General features: G+C 75.2%; 15 protein-coding genes. 6 read left to right on the top strand and 9 right to left on the bottom strand.

Annotation, left to right across the window (positions count from 1 at the left end; all coding sequences use genetic code 11):
- Positions 1 to 150: 150 nt before the first annotated feature.
- The 8 genes from AB3388_RS25630 to iolC are packed head-to-tail and all read right to left on the bottom strand — an operon-like array spanning position 151 to position 9,335.
- The gene (locus AB3388_RS25630; RefSeq protein WP_495408143.1) at positions 151 to 1,644 is read right to left on the bottom strand and encodes a CoA-acylating methylmalonate-semialdehyde dehydrogenase; all 1,494 of its coding nucleotides are present in this window, start codon (positions 1,642 to 1,644) and stop codon (positions 151 to 153) included.
- Positions 1,645 to 1,656: 12 nt separating this feature from the next.
- Positions 1,657 to 2,532 (bottom strand): sugar phosphate isomerase/epimerase family protein, encoded by an 876-nt coding sequence (locus AB3388_RS25625; protein ID WP_495408142.1) that lies wholly within the window; start codon positions 2,530 to 2,532, stop codon positions 1,657 to 1,659.
- On the bottom strand, positions 2,529 to 3,602 hold the full coding sequence (locus AB3388_RS25620) for a Gfo/Idh/MocA family protein (RefSeq protein WP_495408141.1): 1,074 nt from the start codon (positions 3,600 to 3,602) through the stop codon (positions 2,529 to 2,531). The genes AB3388_RS25625 and AB3388_RS25620 overlap by 4 nt, the downstream gene beginning before the upstream one ends.
- Complete coding sequence (locus AB3388_RS25615; protein WP_495408140.1) at positions 3,599 to 4,543, bottom strand: sugar phosphate isomerase/epimerase family protein; 945 nt, start codon at positions 4,541 to 4,543, stop codon at positions 3,599 to 3,601. The genes AB3388_RS25620 and AB3388_RS25615 overlap by 4 nt, the downstream gene beginning before the upstream one ends.
- A gap of 28 nt (positions 4,544 to 4,571) precedes the next feature.
- Positions 4,572 to 6,479 (bottom strand): 3D-(3,5/4)-trihydroxycyclohexane-1,2-dione acylhydrolase (decyclizing), encoded by a 1,908-nt coding sequence (gene iolD / locus AB3388_RS25610; protein ID WP_495408139.1) that lies wholly within the window; start codon positions 6,477 to 6,479, stop codon positions 4,572 to 4,574.
- Complete coding sequence (gene iolB / locus AB3388_RS25605) at positions 6,476 to 7,402, bottom strand: 5-deoxy-glucuronate isomerase (protein ID WP_495408138.1); 927 nt, start codon at positions 7,400 to 7,402, stop codon at positions 6,476 to 6,478. Before iolB ends, iolD begins: the two co-directional genes overlap by 4 nt.
- Positions 7,403 to 7,441: 39 nt before the next feature.
- Positions 7,442 to 8,356, bottom strand: coding sequence for a class I fructose-bisphosphate aldolase (locus tag AB3388_RS25600; protein WP_495408137.1), 915 nt, complete (start codon positions 8,354 to 8,356; stop codon positions 7,442 to 7,444).
- Positions 8,349 to 9,335: a 5-dehydro-2-deoxygluconokinase gene (gene iolC, locus AB3388_RS25595; RefSeq protein ID WP_495408136.1), complete on the bottom strand. Its 987-nt coding sequence runs from the start codon at positions 9,333 to 9,335 to the stop codon at positions 8,349 to 8,351. The genes AB3388_RS25600 and iolC overlap by 8 nt, the downstream gene beginning before the upstream one ends.
- 219 nt (positions 9,336 to 9,554) lie before the next feature.
- Between iolC and AB3388_RS25590 the strand changes: the two genes are divergently transcribed.
- The 3 genes from AB3388_RS25590 to AB3388_RS25580 all read left to right on the top strand — a co-directional run bounded on the left by AB3388_RS25590 (position 9,555) and on the right by AB3388_RS25580 (position 12,746).
- Entirely contained in the window at positions 9,555 to 10,292 is a 738-nt protein-coding gene (locus AB3388_RS25590; protein ID WP_495408135.1) for a GntR family transcriptional regulator, read from the top strand.
- 14 nt (positions 10,293 to 10,306) lie between these two features.
- A complete protein-coding gene (locus AB3388_RS25585; RefSeq protein WP_495408134.1) occupies positions 10,307 to 11,272 on the top strand; it encodes a sugar ABC transporter substrate-binding protein in 966 nt (321 codons plus the stop codon).
- Positions 11,273 to 11,486: 214 nt separating this feature from the next.
- Positions 11,487 to 12,746: a M23 family metallopeptidase gene (locus AB3388_RS25580; RefSeq protein WP_495408133.1), complete on the top strand. Its 1,260-nt coding sequence runs from the start codon at positions 11,487 to 11,489 to the stop codon at positions 12,744 to 12,746.
- A 67-nt stretch (positions 12,747 to 12,813) separates the two neighbouring features.
- Here AB3388_RS25580 and AB3388_RS25575 read toward each other — a convergent pair whose 3' ends face one another.
- On the bottom strand, positions 12,814 to 13,326 hold the full coding sequence (locus tag AB3388_RS25575; protein ID WP_495408132.1) for a hypothetical protein: 513 nt from the start codon (positions 13,324 to 13,326) through the stop codon (positions 12,814 to 12,816).
- Between the two features lie 58 nt (positions 13,327 to 13,384).
- On the opposite strand from AB3388_RS25575, the gene AB3388_RS25570 reads away from it, so the two are divergent.
- The 3 genes from AB3388_RS25570 to mftG are packed head-to-tail and all read left to right on the top strand — an operon-like array spanning position 13,385 to position 17,032.
- A complete protein-coding gene (locus AB3388_RS25570; protein WP_495408131.1) occupies positions 13,385 to 14,254 on the top strand; it encodes an MBL fold metallo-hydrolase in 870 nt (289 codons plus the stop codon).
- Positions 14,251 to 15,552 (top strand): class I adenylate-forming enzyme family protein, encoded by a 1,302-nt coding sequence (locus AB3388_RS25565; RefSeq protein ID WP_495408130.1) that lies wholly within the window; start codon positions 14,251 to 14,253, stop codon positions 15,550 to 15,552. The genes AB3388_RS25570 and AB3388_RS25565 overlap by 4 nt, the downstream gene beginning before the upstream one ends.
- On the top strand, positions 15,545 to 17,032 hold the full coding sequence (gene mftG, locus AB3388_RS25560; RefSeq protein WP_495408129.1) for a mycofactocin dehydrogenase MftG: 1,488 nt from the start codon (positions 15,545 to 15,547) through the stop codon (positions 17,030 to 17,032). Before AB3388_RS25565 ends, mftG begins: the two co-directional genes overlap by 8 nt.
- The last annotated feature ends 1 nt before the right edge of the window (position 17,033 follow it).

Raw genomic sequence — 17,033 nt, 5'->3', positions numbered from 1 at the left:
GACGTGGTCGCTGGGCCGGGACCGGCACCGTGCCCCGGGCCGGCACCCGTGGGCCGGGGCCGGCACCGGGGGCCACCCCACCCCGGCGCCGGCCGGCTCGGCCGAGTGGAGGGGTGGGGCGCGTTCTCCGCGCCCCACCCACTCCACCCCTCAGGCGTTCTTCGGGAAGCCCAGGTTCAGGCCGCCGTGGCTGGGGTCGAGCCAGCGGCTGGTGATCACCTTGCCGCGGGTGAAGAAGTGCACGCCCTCGGTGCCGTGGGCGTGCGAGTCGCCGAACAGGCTGCTCTTCCACCCGCCGAAGGAGTAGTAGGCCATCGGCACGGGGATCGGCACGTTGATCCCGACCATCCCGACCTGCACCTCGTTCTGGAACCGCCGGGCTGCGCCGCCGTCGTTGGTGAAGATCGCGGTGCCGTTGCCGTACGGGTTGGTGTTGATCAGCTCGAGGGCGTGCTCGTAGCTGTCCACCCGCAGCACCGAGAGCACCGGACCGAAGATCTCGTCGGTGTACACGCTCATCTGCGGCTGCACGTGGTCGAGCAGCGTCGGGCCGAGCCAGAAGCCGTCCTCCCCGCCGTCCGGCTCGACGTCCCGGCCGTCGATGACGACCTTCGCCCCCGACTCCTCGCCGGCCTCCACGTACGAGGCCACCCGGTCGCGGTGCTCGCGGGTGACCAGCGGGCCCATGTCGCAGCCCTTGCGGCCGTCGCCGGTGCGCAGGGTCCGGGTGCGCTGCGCGATCCGGTCGACCAGGTCGTCGCCGACCCCGCCGACGGCGACCAGCGCGCTGATCGCCATGCACCGCTCGCCGGCCGAGCCGAAGCCGGAGTTGACCGCGGCGTCGGCGGCGAGGTCGAGGTCGGCGTCGGGCAGCACGACCATGTGGTTCTTCGCGCCGCCGAGCGCCTGCACCCGCTTGTCGTTGCGGGTCCCGGTCTCGTAGACGTAGCGGGCGATGTTCGTGGAGCCGACGAACGAGATGCCCGCGATGTCGGGGTGCTCGAGCAGCCGGTCGACGGCGACCTTGTCGCCCTGCACGACGTTGAAGACGCCGTCGGGCAGCCCGGCCTCCTTCCACAGCTCGGCCATCCACAGCGCGGCGGACGGGTCCTTCTCGCTCGGCTTGAGGACGACGGTGTTCCCGGTGGCGATCGCGATCGGGAAGAACCACATCGGGACCATCGCCGGGAAGTTGAACGGGCTGATGACCGCCACCGGGCCGAGGGGCTGGCGCACCGAGTGGACGTCGACGCCGGTGGAGGCGTTTTCGGTGAACCCGCCCTTGACCAGGTGCGGCACGCCGCAGGCGAACTCGACGACCTCCTGGCCGCGGGAGACCTCGCCGAGGGCGTCGTCGAGCACCTTGCCGTGCTCGGCGGTGATGATCGCGGCGAGCTCCGGCTTGCGGGCGTTGAGCAGCTCGCGGAAGCGGAAGAGCACCGCGCTGCGCTTGGTCAGGGAGGTGTCGCGCCAGCCGGGGAAGGCGGTGGCCGCCGCGGCGACGGCGGCGTCGACCTCCTCGACCGAGGCCAGCGCGACCTCGCCGGTGACCTCGCCGGTGGCGGGGTCGGTCACCGGTGCGGTGCGGCCGCCGGTGCCGTCGCGGCGGGCACCGTCGATCCAGTGGGGGATGTGCTGGGCCATGAGGTCGTCTCCTCAGGGAAGGGTGTCGGACGGGAAGTGCTTGCCGACCAGCGCGCGGATGGCGGCGAGCATGCGGGTGCCGGAGTCGCGGGCCTGGTCGTCCCAGCCGAAGACGCAGGTGGTCAGGACGCCGTCGAAGCCGATGTCGGCCAGCGCGGCGAAGGCCTCGTCGAAGTCGACGTCGCCCCGGCCGATCTCCATGTGCTGGTGGACGCGGGTGGTGTTGCCCGGCGGGTTGGTGATGTAGCGCAGCCCGTCGGACGCGCGGTGGTCCATCGAGTCGGCGACGTGCACGTGGGTGAGCAGGTCCCCGGCGTGCCGGATGATCCCGGCCGCGTCGTCGCCCTGGTGGAAGGTGTGCGGCAGGCAGTACAGGAAGGACACGTTCGGCGAGTCGATGCCGCGGATCAGGTCCACCGCCGGCGAGCCGAGCTCGATGAAGTCGTCCGGGTGCGGCTCGAGCGCGAGGTGGATCCCCTCCCGCTCGAAGACCGGGAGCAGCTCCTCCATCGACCGCCAGAACATCGCCTCGGCCAGCTCCGGCGCCTCGGGCCGGCCGTTGAACTCGCTGTTCATCGTGTCCACGCCGAGCTCGACGCAGATCTCGACGGCCCGCCGCCAGTACCGCACGGCGGCCTCCCGCTCCACCTCGCCGGGGCCGGACCAGCGCATCACCGGGAGCACCGAGGTCACGCCCACCCCGGCGTCGGCCAGCTTCGACCGGAACGCGCGCACGGTCGCGAGGTCCACGCGGGGGTGCTTGAAGAAGGGGACGAAGTCCTCGCGCGGGGACAGCTCGATCCACTCGTAGCCCATCGCGGCGACGACGTCGGGCAGCTCGAGCAGCGGGGTCGTCCGCAGCATCTGCGGGTCCAGGGCGATCCTCATCGCTCCTCCAGCCGCACCTCGGTGCGCCGGCCGGTCCGCAGCGCCTCGACCCCGGCGGCGCACACGGCCTGCGCGGCGTAGCCGTCCCACGCGCCCGGGCCGTCGACCGTGCCGCGGCGCGCGGCGTCCACCCAGCGCTGCAGCTCGATGTCGTAGGCCCGGCCGAAGCGCTGCCGGAAGTCCGGGGCCAGCGCACCGGCGCGGGCGGCACCGGCCGGCCCGACGCTCTGCCGGACCAGCCCGGCGTCGAGGCCGATCATCGCGCTGCCGTCCTCGCCGACCACCTCGGTGCGCACCTCGTAGGCCACCCCGGTGCTGACGAAGACCTCCACGTCGACCAGCCGCCCGCTGGTCATCTCGAACAGGACCATCAGCGGATCGGACTGGCCGGCCACCGCGTGCCGGGTCGCCCGCGGGCGCAGCACGGTGACCGCGGCGATCTCCTCGCCGAGCAGGAAGCGGGCGACGTCCACCTCGTGCACCACCGAGTCGTTGATCATCATCTCGCTGGTGAAGTGCGGCGGGACGGCGGCGTTGCGGTGCGCGCAGTGCACCAGCAGCGGCTCGCCGAGCGCGCCTGCGGCGATCAGCTCCCGCAGCTGCGCGTACTCGGGGTCGAAGCGCCGCATGAACCCGACCTGGACCAGCCGCCGGCCGGTCCGGGCCGCGAACGCGTCCTCGGCGCGGACCAGGGCGAGGGAACTGGCCGCGTCCATGGTCAGCGGCTTCTCGCACAGCACCGGGACGCCCCGCTCGATGCAGGCCAGCACCTGCTGCTCGTGGAACTGCCCGGGGGTGGCGATGAGGACGGCGTCGACGTCGTCGGCGGTGATCGCGGCGAGCGGGTCGCCGATCACCCGGCAGCCCGGCACGCCGGCGGCCACCTGCTCGGACTTCTCGGCGAAGGCGTCGCTGACCGCGACGACCCGGGCGCCGGAGATGCGCGAGTGCAGCCGGGCGACGTGGTCGGCGCCCATCACCCCGACGCCGAGCACGGCGACGCGCAGGTCGCGGGCCGGGACGTCGGCCAGCGCGGGCAGGACGCCCGCATCGGTCTCGGCGGTGGTCATGCCTGGGCCTCCCCGACCTTGGGCCGGCCGATCTCCAGGGACGGGATGCGGCAGCCGGCGATGTAGCGGTGGGTGCGCTGCGCGATCGGCAGCGGCACGTCGGGCTCGCAGGGGTAGAGGTCGTGCTCGACGATCGCGAAGACGTCCCGGCCCAGCTCCTCGACCGCGCGCAGCAGGGGCGGGTACTCGGGCACGCCGTTCGGCGGCTCGGTCATCGCGCCCATCCGGACCGCCTCGGGCCAGACGATGTCCTCGGCCAGGACCCGGTCGATCACGGCCGGGTCCACCTGCTTGAGGTGCAGGTAGCCGATCCGGTCCGGATAGCGGCGGATGAGGTCGAGGTTGTCGCCGCGGTAGTAGCTGACGTGCCCGGTGTCCAGGCACAGCGGGACGAACGCGGGGTCGGTGTCGGCGAGGAAGCGCTCGATGTCGGCCTGGTAGCCGACGTGCGTCTCGGCGTGCGGGTGGAAGGCGATGGAGATGCCGTACTCCTCCTGCACCGCGCGGCCGAGCCGGTCCACCCCGGTCGTCTTCGCCCGCCAGGCCTCCGGCGTCAGGTGCCGGGACTCGACGTCCGCACCGGTCTTCTGGTCCCGGAAGGTGTCCGGGATGACCACGACGTGGGTGCCGCCCAGCGCGGCGGTGAGCGCCGCGACGTCCCGCACCTGGTTCCACACCGCGTCCCAGGCGTCGGGCCGGTGCAGGTGCTCGAACACGGTGCCGGCGCTGACCCGCAGCCCGCGCGCGGCGAGCTCGTCGGCCAGCCGCGCCGGGTCGGTGGGCAGGTAACCGTAGGGCCCCAGCTCGATCCACTCGTAGCCGGCGGCGCTCACCTCGTCGAGGAAGCGCGGCCAGGGCACCTGCTGCGGGTCGTCGGCGAACCACACTCCCCAGGAGTCGGGCGCCGACCCCACGCGGATCCGGCCGTTCTGCTGCGTCATCTGCTCTTCTCCACGACAGGGGTAGGGGTCAGGGCTGGGCGGGGTGCAGGAAGGGGCGCTGCCGGGCCTTCTCCCGCTCGTAGACCGCGCGGGCGTCCCGGGTGCTCTGCAGCGTCGAGACCTCGCTGACTGGCACGTCCCACCACGACTCGCTCGAGGGGGCGTCGATCAGCGGATCGGTCTCGACGTGCACGACCGTCGTCCGATCGGCGGCCTTGGCCTTGCGCAGCGCCGCCTCGAGGCTCGGGCCGTCCTGAGCGGTGAGGACGTCGACCCCGAGACTGGCGGCGTTGGCGGCGAGGTCGACCGGCAGCCGGCCGCCGTCGAGCCGTCCGGACTCCGACCGGTAGCGGTAGCGGGTGCCGAAGCGCTGGGAGCCGAGCTGCTCGGACAGCGCGCCGATCGAGGCGAACCCGTGGTTCTGCACCAGGACGACGACGATCTTGACGCCCTCCTGGACGGAGGTGACCAGCTCGGTCGGCATCATCAGGTAGGAGCCGTCGCCGATCATGACGAAGACGTCCCGGTCCGGGGCGGCCATCCGGATCCCGATCCCGCCGGGGATCTCGTAGCCCATGCACGAGTAGCCGTACTCGACGTGGTAGCCCTTGCGGTCGCGGACCCGCCAGAGCTTGTGCAGGTCGCCGGGCATCGACCCGGCCGCGCAGACGACGACGTCGCGGGGGCCGGAGATCTCGTTGACCAGGCCGATGACCTCGTTCTGCGACAGCCGGCCGCCCTCGCCCGCGCTCGGGACCTCGGGGTGGTAGGCGGCCTCCACCGTCGCCTCCCACGCGGCGGCGAGCTCGGCGGTGCGGGCCCGGTAGGCGTCGTCCACCGACCAGCCGGCCAGGGCGCCGCGCAGGGCGTCCAGCGCGGACCGCGCGTCGGCCTGCAGGCCCACCCCGGCGTGCTTGACCGCGTCCATCGAGGCCACGTTGACGTTCACGAACCGCACGCCCGGGTCGGCGAAGGCGGTGCGGGAGGCGGTGGTGAAGTCCTGGTAGCGGGTGCCGACGCCGATGACGACGTCGGCCTCGCGGGCCAGCGCGTTCGCCGCCGTCGTCCCGGTGGAGCCGATCGCGCCCACCGACTGCGGGTGGTCGTAGGGCAGCGCGCCCTTGCCGGCCTGCGTCTGCGCCACGGGGACCCCGGTCGCGGCGGCGAACGCGTCGAGCGCCTCGCCGGCCTCGGAGTAGATGACCCCGCCGCCGGCGACGAGCAGCGGCCGGCGCGCCGACCGGATGACCTCGACGGCCCGGGCCAGCGCCGCGGGCTCGGGCAGCGGGCGGCCCACGTGCCAGGTGCGCTCGGCGAACAGCTCGGCCGGCCAGTCGAAGGCCTCCGCCTGCACGTCCTGGGGGAAGCAGAGGGTGACCGCCCCGGTCTCGGCCGGGTCGGTGAGCACCCGCATCGCGCCGAGCAGCGCGCCGGGCAGCTGCTCGGGCCGCCAGATCCGGTCGAAGTACCGCGACACCGGCCGGAAGGCGTCGTTCACGGTGACGTCGCCGCTGTCCGGCCGCTCCAGCTCCTGCAGCAGCGAGCCGGCGGCGCGGGTGGCGAAGCTGTCGGCGGGCAGCAGCAGCACCGGCAGCCGGTTGATCGTGGCCAGCGCCGCGCCGGTGACCATGTTCGTGGCGCCGGGGCCGATGCTGGTGCTGACCGCCCAGGTCTGCAGCCGGTCCTTGGTGCGGGCGTAGGCGGTCGCGGTGTGCACCATGGCCTGCTCGTTGCGGCCGAGCACGTAGGGCAGCAGCTCCGGCTCGTCGATCTCGGCCTGCAGCAGCGCCTGCCCGAGCCCGGCGACGTTGCCGTGCCCGAAGATGCCCAGGCACCCGGCGAACAGCCGCTGCCGGCGGCCGTCGCGCTCGGTGTACTGCCGGCCCAGGAACCGGATCACCGCCTGGGCCACGGTCAGGCGCACGGTCTCGCTCACGGTCGGGACGCTCCGTTCTCGGTGGCACGGGCGTGCAGGGGCAGCCGCGGGTCGACGTCCTCGGCCGCCCACGTGCCGCGGATCCAGGCGTGCGCCGGGTCGTCGACGATCCGCCAGGCGCGCTCGGGACCCGGGCCGGCCATGACGTTGAGGTAGTAGAGGTCGTGACCGGGGGCGGCGATCGAGGGGCCGTGCCACCCGTGCGGGACCAGCACGACGTCGCGGTCGCGCACCTCGGCGAGGACGTCGATCGGCCGCTCGGCGGTGCCGTAGACCCGGTGGTAGCCCAGGCCGGGCTCGCCCCGCGGCCCGGCGGCGACCTCGAAGTAGTAGATCTCCTCGAGCTCGGTCTCCACGTCCGAGGTCTCGTCGTGCTTGTGCGGCGGGTAGGAGGACCAGTTCCCGCCCGGCGTGAGCACCTCGCAGGCGATCACCGCGTCGGCCTCGAAGGAGTCGGCGGTGGCGAAGTTGTTCACCTGCCGGCTGCACGTGCCGGCCCCGCGCAGCTCGACCGGCACCCACTCCGCGGGCCCGTAGCGGACCGGCAGCCGCCGCCGCGCCCGGGCGCCGCACAGGGCGAACCGGCCCCCGCCCTCGGAGGAGAGCTCGGCGGCGGTGTCCCGCGGCAGGTAGGCGAAGTCGGTCGGGCCGGCGAAGACGTGCGGCCGGCCGTGCAGGGTGAGCGTCTCGCCGTCCGCCGCGACGACGAGGCCGCCGGACAGCGGGACGACGACGACCTCGTCCGGCCCGGTGTCCAGGGCATGCGCGCCCCCGGGCGGCAGCTCGAGCACCCGCAGGCCGGCGTGCCCCCATCCGGCGTTCTCGGGGGTGACCTCCAGCGCGTAGGGCCCCGCGGCCGCCGTCCCGGCGGGGCGGTGCAGCGACGTGGTCTCGGGGGCGGCGGTGCGAGCGACGGTGCTCATGCGTCTCCTCGGCTCGGAGATCCGGATGCGGGCGCGGGTTCAGTGCACGAGGGCCACGGCGGTGTCGACGGCGCCGGCGACGTCGTCGTCCGGGGGGTAGAGCAGGGTGCGGCCGATCACCAGGCCGCGCACCGACGGCAACGCCAGCGCGTCGCGCCAGGTCGCGTAGGTCTCCTCGGGCAGGCCGGGCGGGTCGCCGCCGAGCAGCAGGGTGGGCAGCGTCGTGGCGTCCATGACGCGCTCCATCTCGGCGACCACCGGGAGCTTGAGCCAGGTGTAGGCCGAGGTGGCGCCGAGGCCCTGCGCGATGTGCACGGACTTGATCACCGCGTCGGGGCTCAGGTCGTTGACCACCCGGCCGTCGACCCGGCGGGACAGGAACGGCTCGAGCATGGCCACCAGGCCGGCGCGGGCCAGCTCGCTCACCGCCCGGCCGGCGGTCTCCAGCATGGCCACGGTGCCGGGGTCGTCGAGGTCGATGCGGTTGAGCATCTTCGCGGCCTCGAACCCGGCCGCCACCACGCCGGGCACGTCGTAGCCGGTCATCCGGTCGTCGAGCTCGAAGGAGGAGCCGGCGAGCCCGCCGCGGTTCATCGAGGCGACGACCACCTTGTCCTCGAGCGCGCCGAGCAGCGCCAGGTCCTCGGCGACGTCCGCCGTCGCGAGCAGGCCGTCGACACCCGGCCGGGCCAGCGCCGCGCGGAGCCGGTCGAGCATGTCGGTGCGGCTGTTCATCGCGGCCGGGCGGCCCTGGGCCGACAGCGCGCCGCGGGCGGGGTGGTCGGCCGCGATGAGCATCAGCCGGCCGTCCGGCGGCAGGAACGCCGGACGGCGCCGGCGCTCCCGCAGCGCCCGGGCGACGGCGGCGGGCTCCCGGCTGCGCAGCTCGGTGACCTCCGCGTAGCTGCGGCAGCGCGGGGCGGAGGACGTGTCGAGGGCGGCGGTGTCAGGCACGGGTTCCCTCCAGCTGGGCACGCGGGCCGGGGACGGCGGCACCGGCGAGGAGCGCCGCGATCTCGGCCTGGGTGGGCATCGCGGTCGAGCACTCCAGCCGGGAGGCCACGATCGCCCCGGCGGCGTTGGCGTTGCGCAGCGTCTGCTCCAGGGGCAGCCCGGCCAGCAGGCCCGAGCACAGCGAGCCCCCGAACGCGTCGCCGGCGCCGAGGCCGTTGACCACGTCGACCGGCGTCGGCGGGACGACGACCCGCTCGCCGGCGGTCTTGCCGAGCACCCCCTTCGGCCCCTGCTTGACCACCGCGAGCTCGACGCCCGCAGCCAGCAGCGCGTCCGCCGCCCGGTCGGGATCGGTCTCGCCGGTCGCGACCTCGCACTCCTCCCGGTTGCCGACGGCGACGGTCACGTGCGGCAGCGCCGCCCGTACCTGCGCGGTGGCATCCTCACGCGAGGCCCAGAACATCGGCCGGTAGTCCAGGTCGAGCACCGTGAACCGGCGGCGCCCCCGGGCCGCCCAGGCGGCGTGGTGGGCCGACCGGCTGGGCTCCTCCGACAGCCCGGTCACGGTGGCCCAGAACAACCGCGCGTCGCGGACGGCGGCGAGGTCGAGGTCCGCCGGGCGGATCTGGAGGTCGGGCGCGGTCGGCCGGCGGTAGAAGTACAGCGGGAAGTCGTCCGGCGGGAAGATCTCGCAGAACGTCACCGGCGTCGCATGGGCCGGGTCGACGACGACGAGGCGGTCGTCGACGCCGAGGTCGCGCAGCGCCCGCCGGACGAAGCGGCCGAACGGGTCGTCGCCCACGCCGGTGACGAGCGCGACGCGGTGCCCCAGCCGCGCGGCGGCGACCGAGACGTTCGCGGCGCTGCCGCCGAGGTACTTGCCGAAGGTCTCGACGTCCTCCAGGCCGACGCCGACCTGCAGCGGGTAGACGTCCACCCCGCTGCGGCCCATCGCGAGGACGTCCAGGGGTTCGGTCACGGAAGCCACCGTCCTTCCGCCACGGCGACCCCCGGGGGGCCGCGTCGAATGCTCTCGACTGTGCTCGGGAGCGCGTCTGCCTGTCAAGACTTTGTCCTTACATATTCTCATCAGCTCAAACAGGCGACAGGGAGTCACGCGAGGGTCCGCGGTCTGCGATCATCGGGGGCGTTCCCTCGCCGCCGACCGGCAGGGCCCAGCCCCCTCCGGGAGGAGTCCGTGGCACCCGCGCTGACGTTCGAGATCGACCGCTCGAGCCCGACGCCCCTGTACTTCCAGCTCGCGCGGGAGATCGAGGGCGCCATCACCGGCGGGGCGCTGCCGGCCGGGTCGCGGCTGGAGAACGAGATCCTGCTCGCCCAGCGGTACGGGCTGTCCCGGCCCACGGTGCGGCGGGCCGTGCAGGAACTGGTCGACAAGGGCCTCCTGGTCCGCAAGCGCGGGGTCGGCACCCAGGTCATCCAGCCGCACGTGCGCCGCTCGGTGGAGCTCACCAGCCTCTACGAGGACCTGGCCCGGTCGGGCGAGGAGCCCACGACGACGGTGCTCTCGCTGGACCGGGTGCCCGCGCCGGCCGACATCGCGACCGAGCTGGACCTGAAGGAGGGCGCGGAGGTCGTCGTCGTCCACCGGCTGCGGTACTCGCGCGGCGAGCCGCTCGCCCTCATGACCAACTACCTGCCCGGCCGGTTCACGCCCACGGCGGAGGACCTCTCCGAGCGGGGGCTCTACCAGTACCTGCGCGGCCAGGGGGTGCACCTGCGGGTGGCGCACCAGCGGATCGGCGCCCGGCTGGCGAAGGCCGAGGAGGGGCGCCTGCTGGACGAGCCGCCCCGGGCCGCTCTGCTCACCATGCAGCGCACCGCGTTCGACGACCAGGGGGTGCCGATCGAGTTCGGCCGGCACGTCTACCGCGCCTCGCGCTACGACTTCGAGACGACGCTCGTCGGTCGCTGACCCACGTGCGAACGATGGCCCGACCCCCGCGCCTGCTGGCGCTCGCCGTGGCCGCGCCGCTGGTGCTGGCCGCCTGCTCCGCAAGCGGCGGGGGCGGCGAGGACGCCGGCGGCGGGTCGAGCGAGCTGTCCTTCGCCGTCATCACCCACGGCTCGGCCGGCGACGCGTTCTGGGACGTCGTCCGGAACGGGGCCGAGCAGGCGGGGGAGGACCTCGGCGTCACCGTCGACTACCAGAGCGACAGCGATCCGCAGCGCCAGGCGCAGTTGATCGACGCCGCGGTCAACCAGGCCGTCGACGGCATCGTCGTCTCCATGGCCAACCCGGACGCGCTGGAGGGACCCATCGAGGCGGCCGTCGACGCCGGCATCCCGGTCGTGACGATCAACTCGGGCGGCGACCGCTCCGCCGAGTTCGGCGCCATCGGGCACGTCGGGCAGGACGAGACGATCGCCGGCCAGGGCGCCGGCCGGCGCCTGAAGGCCGACGGCGCGACGCGGGTGCTCTGCGTCCTGCACGAGGCCGGCAACATCGGCCTGGAGAAGCGCTGCGACGGCGCCTCCCAGGGCCTGGGCAGCGAGGTGGTCCCGCTGCAGGTGGACATCGACGACCTGCAGGCCGCGCAGTCGACGATCACCTCGGAGCTGCAGGGCGATCCGCGCATCGACGCCGTCCTGACCCTGAACTCCGCCGTCGCGGCCGTCGCGGTGGCCGCGGTCGGCGACGCCGGCTCGGACGCGGAGGTCGCCACCTTCGACCTGAACCAGGACGTCATCGACGGCATCCAGGACGGCTCGATCTCCTTCGCCGTCGACCAGCAGCAGTACGAGCAGGGCTACCTGCCGATCGTGATGCTCAAGCTGTACGCGCAGAACCTCAACACCGTGGGCGGTGGGCAGCCGGTGCTGACCGGGCCCGGCATCGTCGACGCCGACAACGTCGACCAGATCGCCGACCTGGCGAGCGAGGGCACCCGCTGAGCACCCGCTGAGCACCCGCGCCTGACGCACTTTCCGTACCGCTGTACCGAAAGCCCGCACGGGCCGCCCTCAAGCACATTTCGTTATCTGCCGATGCAGGCCGTAACAGTTGGCCTCGAGCGTGGCGGGCGTGCCGCGTGTTGCACCTGTGACAGCCGGTGACCGGTGCGACTCTCCTCGGGCTCGAATGTCCCTCTTCCCCAGGGAGCACCTCATGCGGCACCGCCTCGGTGCACTCCGGACCGCGCTGGTCGGCGTCGTGACCGGTCTGGTCGTCGTCGCCTCGGCCGGAACCGCACTGGCCGTGCCGGCACCCCCGCCCAACCCCAGCGACGACCAGATCAGCGACGCCGCCGCCGCCCAGCAGGCCGCCGCGGCCGAGGTGGGCCGCATCGCCGGGCTCGTCGCCCAGGCCGAGGGCGAGCTGGAGCGCTACGCCCTGCAGGCCGAGGCCGCGGGCACCGCCTACGAGGCCGCCGCCGAGGCGCTGCAGATCGCGCAGGACGCCGCCGACCGCACCGCGGCCGAGCTGCAGACCGCCGAGGACGCCGTCCACGCCGCCGAGGACCGCATCGCCGACTTCTCCCGGGACAGCTACATCGACGGGCACGCGCTCACCAGTGCCGCCACCCTGCTGGACTCCGGCGGCCCGGGCGAGCTGGTCCAGCGCGCGGCCATGCTGGACTGGGTCGCCGACAACCAGCTCGACGTCCTCGGCCAGCTCGACGTCGCCCGGGTCCAGCAGGCCAACGCCGACTCGGCCGCGCGCTCGGCCCGGGACCAGATGGCCGCCGCCGAGGAGCAGGCCGAGGCGGCCAAGGCCGAGGCGGACTCCCAGCTCGCGGCCCAGCAGGCCGCCTTCGACCAGGTGAACGCGCAGAAGGCCGCCTACGAGCAGCAGCTGCAGGACGCGCAGATCCACCTGCTGGAGCTGCAGGGCGCCCGCAACGCCTATGACCAGTGGGTCGCGCAGAAGCAGGCCGAGGAGCGCGCGGCGGCGGAGGCGGCCGCCCGCGCCCAGGCCCAGGCCGAGGCCGCGGCCGGCGCCGCCAGCGCCTCCCCGAACAGCTCCGGCTACGTGCTCCCGGCGGCCGGGCGGACCTCCAGCTGCTTCGGCGCCCGCTGGGGCGTGCGGCACCTGGGCCAGGACATCGCGGCGCCCATCGGGACACCGATCTACGCGGCCACCTCCGGTGTGGTGAAGCGGGCCGGGCCGGCGACGGGGTTCGGGCTGGCCGTCTACATCCTCGGGGACGACGGCGCGGTCACCGTGTACGGCCACGTCAACCGCTACTTCGTCAACGCCGGCGAGCGGGTCTCGGCCGGCGAGCAGATCGCCGAGGTCGGCAACCGCGGTCAGTCCACCGGCCCGCACCTGCACTTCGAGGTGCACCCGAACGGCGCCATGTACAGCGGCGCGGTGAACCCGGCGCCCTGGCTGCGCGCCCGCGGCGTGGCCATCAGCGGCTGCTGATCCCGGTTCCGCACCGCGGCCCGCTCCCTCGCGACGAGGGAGCGGGCCGCGGTCGTCCGGGGGCCGGTCAGCTGGTGGGCGCGGCGGAGGTCGGCAGCGACGTGCAGTTGGAGACGACGTAGCTGGACACGTTCGACTGCGCCTCGCTCACCTGCGCGGTCACCTGCTGCTCGGCCTGCTCGAACTGGGCCTGCCCCTCGGGAGTGGAGAGGTCGAGGGTGGCGGCGGTCGTCTGCAGCTGCCGGAGCGCGTCGCCGAGGGCGGCCCAGTCCTGCTCGATCGCGGCGGGCGGGTCGACCTGGTCGACGGCATCGACCACCTGCTGCAGCACCGCCCCGGCCTGGGCGGGGTCGCTGGACGCCGTCTGCAGCTGGCCGAAGACCTCGGTGACCTGCTGGCAGAACGCGGCCGCCTCGGGGTCGGCGGCGCCCGACGAGGTCGCGCTCGACGTGGTGGTGGTCTCCGACGCGCTCGACGAGGACGCGGAGTCGTTGCTGTCGCCGCCACTGCACGCGGTGAGCAGTACGACGGCGGCGACTCCGGCCAGCCCGGTCCGGCACAGGGTCAGGGTTCGGCGCATGCGGGCAGGCTAGCGGCCGGGCGGACGCCGCACGGCCCGCGCGGCTACCGTGCGGCGCGTGGATGCCCCGTCCGACCCGCGCGTCACCTGGGACCTGCCGGCCTTCGGCGCGATGCCCCGCACCGCCGAGCTGGAGCCGCTGGTCACCCGCGTGCTGGCGCCCAACCCGTCCGGCATGACCCTCGACGGCACCAACACCTACGTCGTCGGCGCGCTGGGCAGCGGGCAGGCGGTGCTCGTCGACCCCGGTCCGGACGACGCCGCGCACCTCGCCGCGGTCGAGGCGGCGCTGGCCGCCCGCGACGCCCGCTGCGTCGCGGTGCTGGTGACCCACCACCACGGCGACCACGCCGAGGCGGCCCAGCCGTGGGGCACCCGCCTCGGCGCCCAGGTGGCCGCGGCCCGCCCCGACGTCGCCGGGCCCCGTGGGCGGGTGCTGGAGGCGGGGGAGCGGCTGGCGCTGGCGGGCACCACGGTCGGCGTCGTCGCCACGCCGGGGCACACCGCCGACCACCTGGCCTTCCGGCTGGAGTCCGGCGCCGTGCTGGTCGGCGACCACGTGCTCGGCCGCGGCACGTCGGTGGTCACCCATCCCGAGGGGGACGTCGTCGCGTACCTGGAGTCGCTGCGCCGGGTGCACGACCTCGGCCCCAGCGCCCTCTACTGCGGCCACGGCCCCGAGCTGACCGAGGACCCGACGGCCGTCCTCGACTTCTACCTGACCCACCGCGCCTACCGGGAGGCGCAGATCCTCGAGGCGCTGGCCGCCGGCCCCTGCACCGTCGACCGGCTGGTCGAGACGATCTACGCCGCCTATCCCCGCGAGGTGTGGCCGGCCGCGGCCCAGTCGACCCGCGCCACGCTGGCCAAGCTGCGCGCCGACGGCCGGGTGGAGGACACCGGCGGCGAGGCGGTACGGCTGGCATGACGGTGGTGCGCGCGGCCGGGAGCGCCCGCGACCAGCGGCGGGCGGCCGCCGCGCTGGCCGCCGCCGGGGTGCGGGCGGGGGACCGGCTCCTGGTCGGCGCCGCGGCCTCGCCGGCCCTGCTCGCCGTCGTCCTCGGGGCGCTGCGCAGCGGCGTCGTCCCCGTCGTCCTGGACCCGGCGCTGCCGGCCGCCGAACGGGCCGCGCTCGCCGAGGACGCCGACCCCGCGCTCGACGTGGGCGCCGCGCCGGAGCGGCTGCTCACCGGCGAGGCCGAGGCCGACCTCGCCGACGTGCCGCTGGCCCGGCCGATGCACTACACCTCCGGCACCACCGGGCGGCGCAAGGGCGTGTGGTCCGGCGTCCTGGCCGAGGACGACGCCCGCGCACTGGCCGGCGAGGAGAGCGGGCTCTGGGGCTTCGCGCCCGGCGATCGGCACCTGGTGCTCTCGCCGCTGCACCACTCCGCGCCGCTGCGCTTCGCGATCCACACGCTGCTGGCCGGCGGCGACGTCGTCCTGCCGGGGCCGTTCGACGCCGCCCGCGCCGCCGCAGCGATCGCCGCGCAGAGGCCGACCACCGCGTTCTGCGTGCCGACGCACCTGCGGCGGCTGCTCGACCAGGACGTCGACTGGTCCTCGTTCCGGCTGCTCGCGCACGCCGGCGCGCCGTGCCCCGAGCCGCTCAAGCGGGCGGTGCTCGACGCCCTCCCACCCGACACCGTGGTCGAGTTCTACGGCTCCACCGAGGCGCAGTTCACCGTGTGCCCGCCCGGCGACTGGCTCGCCCACCCGGGCACGGTCGGGCGGGCCCGCCCGGGCAGGGAGATCACCACCGACGAGCGCGGGCAGCTGTGGTGCCGGGTGCCCCGGTGGGCCCGCTTCGAGTACTGGCGGGCGCCCGACAAGACCGCCGCGGCCTGGCGGGACGACCGGGTCACGGTCGGGGACCTGGGCCGGGTGGACGACGACGGCTTCGTGTGGCTCGACGGCCGCCGGGAGGACCTGGTCATCTCCGGCGGCGTGAACGTCTACCCCGCGGAGGTCGAGGCGGTGCTCGACGGGCACCCGGACGTGGTGGAGAGCGCGGTCTTCGGGCTGCCCGACGAGGACTGGGGCCAGCGGGTGGCGGCGGCCTACGTCGGGACGGCGGCGCCGGACGGGCTGCGGGCCTGGGCGCGGGAGCGGCTCGGGCCGGCCAAGCGGCCCAAGGAGCTGCACCGGGTCGCGGAGCTGCCGCGGACCTCCACCGGCAAGGTGCGGCGGCTGGACCTGCCGGGCGTGCTGGGGCTCGATGGCTGAGCACGACGTGCTGGTCGTGGGCGCCGGCTCGGCCGGGTGCGCGCTGGCCGCGCGGCTGGCCGACGCCGGCCGGCGGGTGCTGCTCCTCGAGGCCGGCGCCGACCACGCCCGCCCGGAGGACTTCCCGCCCGAGCTGCGCAGCGCCGCCTCGCTGGCCGCCGTGGCGCCCGGGCACCCGGCCACGGAGGAGCTGCGCGCCGTCCTCACCGACGAGGTGACCGCCCACGTGCGGCGCGGCCGGGTGGTGGGCGGGTCGAGCGCGGTCAACGGCGGCTACTTCGTCCGGGCGCCGCGCGCGGACTTCGACGGCTGGGCCGCGGCCGGCAACGACCTGTGGTCCTACGCCGCGGTGCTGCCGGCGCTGCGCCGGCTGGAGGCCGACGCCGACTTCGGCGACCGGCCCGAGCACGGCGCGGACGGGCCGGTGCCGGTGCGGCGCCCCGCGGCCGGGCACCCGCTGGCCGACGCGTTCGCGCAGGCCGCCGCGGAGCTGGGCTTCCCCGCCGAGCCGGACAAGAACGCCGACGGCGGGCGGCCCGGCTACGGCCCGATCCCGTGCAACGTCGCCGACGGCGTCCGGGTGAACGCGGCCATGGCCTACCTCTCCCCGCGCCGCGGCTGCGCCGACCTCACCGTGCGCGGCGGGGTGCGGGTGCGCCGCGTCCTGGTGGACCGCGGGCGCGCGGTGGGCGTGGACACCGACGCCGGCGTCTTCCGCGCCGCCGAGGTGGTGCTCAGCGCCGGCGCGGTCGGCTCGCCGCACCTGCTCCTGCGCTCGGGCATCGGCCCGGCCGGCGCGCTGCGGGCCGCGGGCATCGCCGTCGTCGCCGACTCGCCCGGCGTCGGCGCCGACTTCACCGACCACCCCGACGTCTACGTCCGGTACGCGCCGGCCCGGCCACTCCCCGACGTCCCGGGGCTGCCGCCGCTGCACAGCGCGCTGAACACCGGGGACCTGGAGATCCAGCCGTGGCTGCGGCCGTTCTCCGCCGTCGGGCTCCCGGCGGGCGGCGACGACCTCGTGCTGCGCGTGGCGCTGCAGCGGGAGGAGAGCCGCGGTCGGCTGGGCCTGGCCGGTGACGACCCGGCGGCGCCGCCCCGGCTCGAGTACCGCTACCTGACCGAGGCGGCCGACCGGGCGGGGCTGCGCGACGGCGTCCGGCTGGCGGCCGAGCTGCTGGCGTGCACGGGAATGGGCGCCGTCCGCACCGGACTGCCGGACGACGTCCTCGCCGACGACCGCGGTCTCGACCGGTGGATCGCCCGGCACGTGGGCACCGCCGTGCACCTGTCCGGGACGGCGCGCATGGGCCCGGACGGCGACCCGGGGGCCGTGGTCGACCAGCGGCTGCGGGTGCGCGGCGTCGGCGGGCTGCGCGTGGCCGACACGTCCGTGCTGCCCTGGGTCCCCTCGCGGGGGCCGGCCGCGACCGCGGTGCTGGTGGGGGAGCGGGCCGCCGAGCTGCTGCAAGGGAGCTGAC

Source organism: Geodermatophilus sp. SMS 5-13 (assembly GCF_059428245.1).
The sequence above is the reverse complement of the archived record's forward strand: the minus strand, read 5'-3'. Positions and strand labels throughout refer to the sequence as shown.

What these genes read in the sequence shown, in the direction of transcription:
- AB3388_RS25625 (WP_495408142.1), bottom strand. Translation starts at nt 2,532, where the DNA reads ATGAGGATCGCCCTGGACCCGCAGATGCTGCGGACGACCCCGCTGCTC.
- AB3388_RS25580 (WP_495408133.1), top strand. Translation starts at nt 11,487, where the DNA reads ATGCGGCACCGCCTCGGTGCACTCCGGACCGCGCTGGTCGGCGTCGTG.
- AB3388_RS25565 (WP_495408130.1), top strand. Translation starts at nt 14,251, where the DNA reads ATGACGGTGGTGCGCGCGGCCGGGAGCGCCCGCGACCAGCGGCGGGCG.
- AB3388_RS25620 (WP_495408141.1), bottom strand. Translation starts at nt 3,602, where the DNA reads ATGACCACCGCCGAGACCGATGCGGGCGTCCTGCCCGCGCTGGCCGAC.
- AB3388_RS25575 (WP_495408132.1), bottom strand. Translation starts at nt 13,326, where the DNA reads ATGCGCCGAACCCTGACCCTGTGCCGGACCGGGCTGGCCGGAGTCGCC.
- AB3388_RS25630 (WP_495408143.1), bottom strand. Translation starts at nt 1,644, where the DNA reads ATGGCCCAGCACATCCCCCACTGGATCGACGGTGCCCGCCGCGACGGC.
- AB3388_RS25615 (WP_495408140.1), bottom strand. Translation starts at nt 4,543, where the DNA reads ATGACGCAGCAGAACGGCCGGATCCGCGTGGGGTCGGCGCCCGACTCC.
- iolB (WP_495408138.1), bottom strand. Translation starts at nt 7,402, where the DNA reads ATGAGCACCGTCGCTCGCACCGCCGCCCCCGAGACCACGTCGCTGCAC.
- mftG (WP_495408129.1), top strand. Translation starts at nt 15,545, where the DNA reads ATGGCTGAGCACGACGTGCTGGTCGTGGGCGCCGGCTCGGCCGGGTGC.
- AB3388_RS25585 (WP_495408134.1), top strand. Translation starts at nt 10,307, where the DNA reads ATGGCCCGACCCCCGCGCCTGCTGGCGCTCGCCGTGGCCGCGCCGCTG.